This is a genomic window from Flavobacterium sp. SOK18b (assembly GCF_014156605.1).
GTDB lineage: Bacteria > Bacteroidota > Bacteroidia > Flavobacteriales > Flavobacteriaceae > Flavobacterium > Flavobacterium tiangeerense.
In genome coordinates this window covers 1-6,624 of sequence record NZ_QKNZ01000032.1, presented here as the reverse complement: position 1 = coordinate 6,624, position 6,624 = coordinate 1, and the positions used below count along the sequence as shown (strand labels likewise).

Below are 6,624 nucleotides of genomic sequence, written 5' to 3'. Positions count from 1 at the left end.
AAATTATAGAATGAAATCAAGCTATTTTTTATACAATCCTGTTGTATTTGTGTAGATTTAATTTGAAAATGCTAAATATGTATTTGTATATTTGTGTAACCAAAGAATAAACTCGCTATGAGCCAAAAAGTATTGCTTACTGCTAAAGAAGTTACTATAATTTTACACCGTTTGGCTTGTCAATTAATAGAAAAGCACCTTAATTTTTCAGATACGATTTTGGTAGGAATTCAACCAAGAGGAGTTTTTTTAGCCGAACGTTTAAAAGAAATTTTGCAAGATGAATATCAAACTCCTGAAATCCAGTTGGGATATCTCGATATCACCTTTTTTAGAGATGACTTTAGAAGAACGGATAAACCATTAGAAGCCAATAAAACTAAGATCAACTTTATTGTTGAAAATAAAAAAGTAATATTTATTGATGATGTGTTATTTACCGGTCGTAGTATTCGATCAGCATTAACTGCAATCCAATCCTTTGGTAGACCATCAGAAATTGAATTGCTAGTCTTAATTGACAGACGATTCAGCCGTAATTTACCCATTCAACCTGATTATAGAGGAAGACAGGTAGATGCTATCAATAATGAAAAAGTAAAAGTTAGTTGGAAAGAAAATGATGGAGAAGATGGTGTTTATTTAATCACCAGTGAATCCTAGCAATTGTAAACCAGAAAATATAATCGTAAATAGAAATGAAAGAATTAAGCGTAAATCATTTATTAGGTATAAAGTACATCAATAAAAATGATATTGACTTGATATTTGAAACCGCAGATCATTTTAAAGAAGTTATTAATAGACCAATAAAGAAAGTGCCTTCATTACGAGATATTACCATTGCTAATATTTTTTTTGAAAACAGTACACGAACAAAGCTTTCTTTTGAATTAGCTCAAAAACGTTTGAGTGCTGATGTTATTAGTTTTTCAGCTGCACAATCCTCAGTAAAGAAAGGCGAGACTCTAATAGATACCGTTAACAACATCTTATCTATGAAAGTAGATATGGTAGTAATGCGACATTCTAATCCGGGTGCCGCATATTTTTTATCAAAAAATGTCAAAGCAAGTATTGTTAACGCTGGAGATGGAGCTCATGAGCATCCTACACAGGCCTTACTAGACAGTTATTCTATAAGAGAGCGTTTAGGCGAAGTTGCGGGTAAAAAAGTAGTCATAGTAGGTGATGTTTTGCACTCAAGAGTGGCACTGTCTAATATCTATGCTTTGCAAATGCAAGGAGCTGAGGTAAAAGTGTGTGGGCCCAAAACGTTAATACCAAGATACATCAACTCATTAGGGGTAGGTGTTGAACCTGATTTAAGAAAAGCATTAGAATGGTGTGATGTGGCTAATATGTTGCGCGTACAAAATGAGCGTATGGATGTTAATTTTTTTCCATCAACACGTGAATATGCTCAGCAATATGGCTTAGATAAAACTCTTTTAGAGTCGTTAAGTAAAGAAATCGTAATTATGCACCCTGGACCTATTAATAGAGGAGTTGAGATTACAAGTGAGGTAGCAGATCATCACCAATCTGTGATTTTGAATCAAGTTGAAAATGGTGTTGCCATTAGAATGGCTGTTATTTATTTATTGGCCTCAAAAATTCAATAGCGGTATTCAGTACTTTAGATAAATAATTCCGCACTATATTTTTAAAAATGTATTTAAATTTAATATCATGAAAGTAGATCAAAAAGGACACACAATAGTAATTCGAGATACACAAGGTGACTTTACATCTTTTTTAATGAAAATTACGCACCAATACAAAACATTTGAAAAGCATAACATAATTATTGATTTGTTGATGTATCAAAGTATGTCAATATCAGACATAAAACTTTTTTTGCCTTTATCAAAAGATCATAAAAAAGCAAAAAAGTCATTTGTAATAGTGACCTCTGATTTTGATTATAATGCAGTTCCATCAAAGTTAACTGTTGTTCCATCATTATTAGAGGCGCATGACATTATTGAAATGGAAGAGATTGAAAGAGATTTAGGCTTTTAATCAATTGAATTCGGTTTTTTAAACCTATTGATTGATTCAAGCAAGTATAAATAATCGAATTAAACATACCTTGAAATTAACAATACTTGGTTGCTATGCAGCCACTCCTAGGACTTTTACAAATCCTACATCACAGGTTTTAGATATTAATAACAGGCTCTTCTTAATTGATTGTGGCGAAGGTACACAAGTTCAACTTCGAAAAAATAAAGTGAAGTTTTCTAGAATCAATCATATTTTTATTTCGCATTTACACGGAGACCACTTTTTTGGTTTAGTAGGTTTGATATCTACATTTTCTTTATTAAATAGGACTACTGATTTAAATATTTATGGTCCCAAAGGGATTAAAGAGATTATAAAATTACAACTGAGATTATCAAACTCTTGGACAAATTATGGATTGTATTTTCATGAATTAGAATCCTTAGAAAGTGAAATAATTTTTGAGGACCATAAAGTTGTTGTCAAAACAATTCCGCTTAAGCATAGAGTGTATACTAATGGTTTTTTGTTCCAAGAAAAAATAGGAGAGCGAAAATTAAATATTGAAGCAGTACAAAACTATGCTATAGATACTTGTTATTACCAAAATATTAAAAACGGAAGAGATATCACCTTAGAAGACGGTAGTGTTGTTTTAAATGAGGATCTTACTTTTGAACCTATTCCAGCTCTTAGTTATGCATTTTGTTCTGATACAGTTTATAATGAAGACATACTTCCTATTATAAGTAATGTAGATGTTTTGTACCACGAATCGACTTTCTTACAATCAGAGGAAAATTTAGCTAAAAAAACATTACATTCTACTGCCAAAGAAGCTGCTTTAATTGCCCTGAAAGCTAATGCAAAACAATTAGTTCTAGGACATTATTCAACACGCTATGAAAGTATTGAAATGTTCAAGCAAGAAGCAGAAACTGTTTTTCCTAATGTATTACTTGGTGACGACGGTAAAAGCTTTGAATTTTAAAATACAAATAATTTAAAAACACTATTTAAACTATACGATAATGAATGATTTAAGTGATTATAGAAAGTCATATGATAAAAGTGAACTTTTAGAAAGTAACATTCCAGAAGATCCTATAAATTTATTTAATAGATGGTTTCATGAAGTTGAAGACTATGGAGGAGATAGCGAGGTAAATGCTATGACATTATCAACAATTGGTTTGGATGGTTTTCCAAGAGCGAGAGTCGTTTTATTAAAGAAATTTTCTGAAGAAGGTTTCATTTTTTATACCAATTATAATTCAGAAAAGGGTAAAGCTATTTTAGAGAATGATAAAGTTTGTTTGTCATTTTTTTGGCATACTATGGAACGTCAGGTGATTATTAAAGGAGTAGCCACTAAAACTTCTGAAATGATTTCAGACAATTATTTTGACTCCAGACCAGATGGTAGTAAACTTGGGGCAATTGCATCTAACCAAAGTGAAGTTGTTTCGTCAAGAGAAGTTTTGGAAACTAAACTTTTAAAGTTAGAAAAAGAGTTTTCAAATACTCCTATTTTAAGACCTGAATATTGGGGAGGCTTTATTGTAAGTCCTTCAGAAGTAGAGTTTTGGCAAGGTCGTCCTAATCGTTTACATGACAGAATACGTTATATTTTTCAAAATGATCAATCTTGGAAAATTGACAGACTTGCTCCATAATATATAATTAAACTTACAATTTTGTTTTATTGATGTAGTTCATCGATTTTATTTACCTTATAACGGATTTTTTATCTATATTTGAATAAGAAAATAAAATTAGATTACTAATTTTAAAGTTTGTTGCCCCACAATCGACTTTAAGTTTAACCTACTACATTATGACTACAAAATTACTTCGTACATTATTACTTAGTTTAGTGGTATGTATCTCAGCTTCGTGTTCATCAAATAGTTCTGATGAACAAACAAATGAAACAACTGTACAAAAAGTTTCTAATTACAATTACAGTGTGTTTGAGATTGAAACGATGGATTTAATAAATTCATATCGAGTTAGCAAAGGGTTAAACCCTCTTTTGAAAATAAATCATATGTCTTTCAAGTCCGAGGAACATGATAATTACATGATAGAAAATAACGTTGTTAATCATAACAATTTTGTAGAAAGATCAGAAAATATTATTCAAACCTTAGGAGCGAAATCAGTAAGTGAAAATGTAGCTTATAATTATAGTACACCCCAATCTGTTCTTAATGCATGGCTTGCAAGTCCAGGACACAAAGCAGTAATCGAAGGCAATTTTACTCACTTTGGTCTAGCAGTTAAAGAACATCCTACAACCGGTAGAAAATATTTCACAAATTTATTTGCTAGAATTTAAGTTTTTTCAATTTTTTTTTGAAGCTATCTCATAACTATGAGATAGCTTTCTTATTTCTACTATTCGCTGTTTTAAGGTCTAGTTTAAGTTTTTTTAGATGCTATTTTATTAGCATCTACAATTGTAAATAAGTACAATTGAATCTTTTATGATCAAATTAAAAGTGATTTATTTTTAGAAAATCAAGAGGTGAATTCTTTACAGTTATTATCACTCAGGTAACGTTTAAGATAAAAGACAAGTAAATATTCCTCTTCATAAATCTTGTTTGAGCTTTCTACCAATTCATTTGTACTCTCTATTTAGCTAATTTATTTTTTATATAGTATCGCAAAAAAAAACCTGAGGGGTTAGCCTCAGGTTTTAAATAAAATTAAATTGATTTATTGATTTATGTATAAATAGCCACTAAGTTTTTTAACTTGAGTTTTACCATCTATAATAGCAGTGTAGTTTAAAATATAGAAATAAGTTCCAGTAGGTAGACTGTTAGTATCTTTTATAGTTGTTCTACCTCTAGAGTATCCATCAAAATAATTAGTTTGGTTATTATAGTTTTTAGTTTCAAAAACAGAAACACCCCAACGGTTAAAGATTTCGATGCTGTTTTCTGGATAACAAGTGGTATTGTCAATGTTTTCAATTACTAATTTATCGTTAACACCGTCATTATTTACAGATATAGCATTAAATACTTTTACTGTTCCACAATCTAATACTAAACAATCATCATTGACTTTAATCGTTATTCTATAGGTTTGAGGACATGTAGTATCAACCACTTTGTATTCAAATACTTTATCTCCTAAGCTTTGACCAAAAGGATTAAATTGATCTCCTTGCAAAGCACCGGTAGTATTGATATCAGTCCAAGTTCCATTTGTAGATATTCCTGTTGGTAGTAAACTTCTCAAATTGATTAAAGCTGAATCACCAGTACAAGCAGAACTGTCTATTGTTTTTAATTCATTTACATTAGTTACGTTCACATTCTGTGTGAACCTAGAAGTATTTCCACATGTATCTGTTACCAACCATTCTCTAACAATTGTATATGAATTTGGGTTATTGTTAGTAATAGTTTCAGTATAATTATTTGATGCTACAGTTGAACATGCATCCGTAAAGACTAATGCAGGTTTCACTGGGATTGCATCACAAGTAACATTTACATTTTGTTGGAAAGCGGTAGCAGTAATTGGTCCTTGATTATCTTGAACATTGATAGATTGTGAAGCTGCTGTTGTATTACCAGCAGCATCTCTTGCGGTCCAAGTTCTTGTTACAGTATATGACCCTGCACAATTTCCAGGGGTAGTAGAGTCTGAAAAACTTAAACTTACATTTCCACAATTATCAGTTGCTGTTGCTTGTGCAAAATTTAGTATTGTACCACATGAAACAGTTGTCATTGCTGGTAACGCTGCAATTGTAGGTCTAACTAGGTCACTAATTACAATTGTAATTCTTGCCGTTTGACAATTTAAAGGATTTAGTTTTTCGCATACTTGGTAAGTCAAATCGTACTGTCCTGTAGGTATGTTATTTGATATACTAAGATTTCCTAAATTATCTAACAGAATGTTTGAATTTTGGCCAGTAAGTATCGTTACGTTGATATTATCTGCAGATAATGGACTGTTGTTGAAAGTGTCATTAGTCAATATATTTCCAATTATGCCTGTAGTACTGCAGCTTAAAACTGAGTAAACATCATCAGTTAATACCATAGTTGCACTTACCACATTTACAGTAACAGTCCCAATAGAACAATTACTAGGATTAATAGTTTCACATATAGTATATTGAACTGTGTACACTCCAGCTGGTGTATTAGGTGATACTCTGATTTTTCCGTCAGAACCTACAGTAACTGGGCCATTAGGTACAAAAGTTATAACAACATCTGAATGTGATAATAATATTCCATTTAAGGTATCATTATCTAAAACGTTGATACCTGTGTCACCACCAGTTATCCCATTAACCAAGCCTACATTGTCATTTACAGCTACTATCATCGCATTGTTATTGTCGATAATCGTACCCGTAGCCGAAGCAGCTCCAGAGGCAATGCTAAAGTTTTCAGTTACTTCGTCAATCGCATCCGCAGTTGTAGGTACCGAAACAGTTCCCGTAGTTGCTCCCGCAGGAACAAGTACATCAACGTTAGTAGTGGTGTAATCCGCACTTCCAGCCGTACCATTAGTCAATACAAAAGTATAGGTAATGGCTTGATCAGAAGGGTTGCTTAATGTAAAAGTAAATACAGC

Annotated in this window: 7 protein-coding genes; 6 read left to right on the top strand and 1 reads right to left on the bottom strand. The window is 31.7% G+C overall.

Annotated features, from left to right (window positions below; all coding sequences use genetic code 11):
- Positions 1–117 precede the first annotated feature (117 nt).
- The 6 genes from pyrR (at position 118) to DNC80_RS06720 (ending at position 4,351) form a co-directional block, all read left to right on the top strand.
- On the top strand, positions 118–663 hold the full coding sequence (gene pyrR, locus DNC80_RS06745) for a bifunctional pyr operon transcriptional regulator/uracil phosphoribosyltransferase PyrR (protein WP_086454975.1): 546 nt from the start codon (positions 118–120) through the stop codon (positions 661–663).
- A gap of 35 nt (positions 664–698) precedes the next feature.
- Entirely contained in the window at positions 699–1,625 is a 927-nt protein-coding gene (locus DNC80_RS06740) for an aspartate carbamoyltransferase catalytic subunit (RefSeq protein ID WP_086454976.1), read from the top strand.
- Positions 1,626–1,692: 67 nt separating this feature from the next.
- Positions 1,693–2,025: a ribonuclease Z gene (locus DNC80_RS06735; protein WP_144892133.1), complete on the top strand. Its 333-nt coding sequence runs from the start codon at positions 1,693–1,695 to the stop codon at positions 2,023–2,025.
- Between the two features lie 70 nt (positions 2,026–2,095).
- Entirely contained in the window at positions 2,096–3,001 is a 906-nt protein-coding gene (locus DNC80_RS06730) for a ribonuclease Z (protein WP_182650332.1), read from the top strand.
- 40 nt (positions 3,002–3,041) lie between these two features.
- The gene (gene pdxH / locus DNC80_RS06725) at positions 3,042–3,686 is read left to right on the top strand and encodes a pyridoxamine 5'-phosphate oxidase (protein ID WP_182650330.1); all 645 of its coding nucleotides are present in this window, start codon (positions 3,042–3,044) and stop codon (positions 3,684–3,686) included.
- Positions 3,687–3,847: 161 nt separating this feature from the next.
- Positions 3,848–4,351 carry a CAP domain-containing protein gene (locus tag DNC80_RS06720; RefSeq protein WP_144892127.1) on the top strand — a complete coding sequence of 168 codons (504 nt, stop codon included), beginning with the start codon at positions 3,848–3,850 and terminating at the stop codon, positions 4,349–4,351.
- Between the two features lie 383 nt (positions 4,352–4,734).
- On the opposite strand, the gene DNC80_RS06715 is transcribed toward DNC80_RS06720, so the two are convergent.
- Positions 4,735–6,624: gliding motility-associated C-terminal domain-containing protein (locus DNC80_RS06715; RefSeq protein WP_182650328.1), on the bottom strand; the 1,890-nt coding region annotated here is incomplete at its 5' end.

Excerpts from the sequence above, each read along its gene's own strand:
- pyrR (WP_086454975.1), top strand. The coding sequence starts at position 118 with ATGAGCCAAAAAGTATTGCTTACTGCTAAAGAAGTTACTATAATTTTA.
- DNC80_RS06740 (WP_086454976.1), top strand. The coding sequence starts at position 699 with ATGAAAGAATTAAGCGTAAATCATTTATTAGGTATAAAGTACATCAAT.
- DNC80_RS06735 (WP_144892133.1), top strand. The coding sequence starts at position 1,693 with ATGAAAGTAGATCAAAAAGGACACACAATAGTAATTCGAGATACACAA.
- pdxH (WP_182650330.1), top strand. The coding sequence starts at position 3,042 with ATGAATGATTTAAGTGATTATAGAAAGTCATATGATAAAAGTGAACTT.
- DNC80_RS06720 (WP_144892127.1), top strand. The coding sequence starts at position 3,848 with ATGACTACAAAATTACTTCGTACATTATTACTTAGTTTAGTGGTATGT.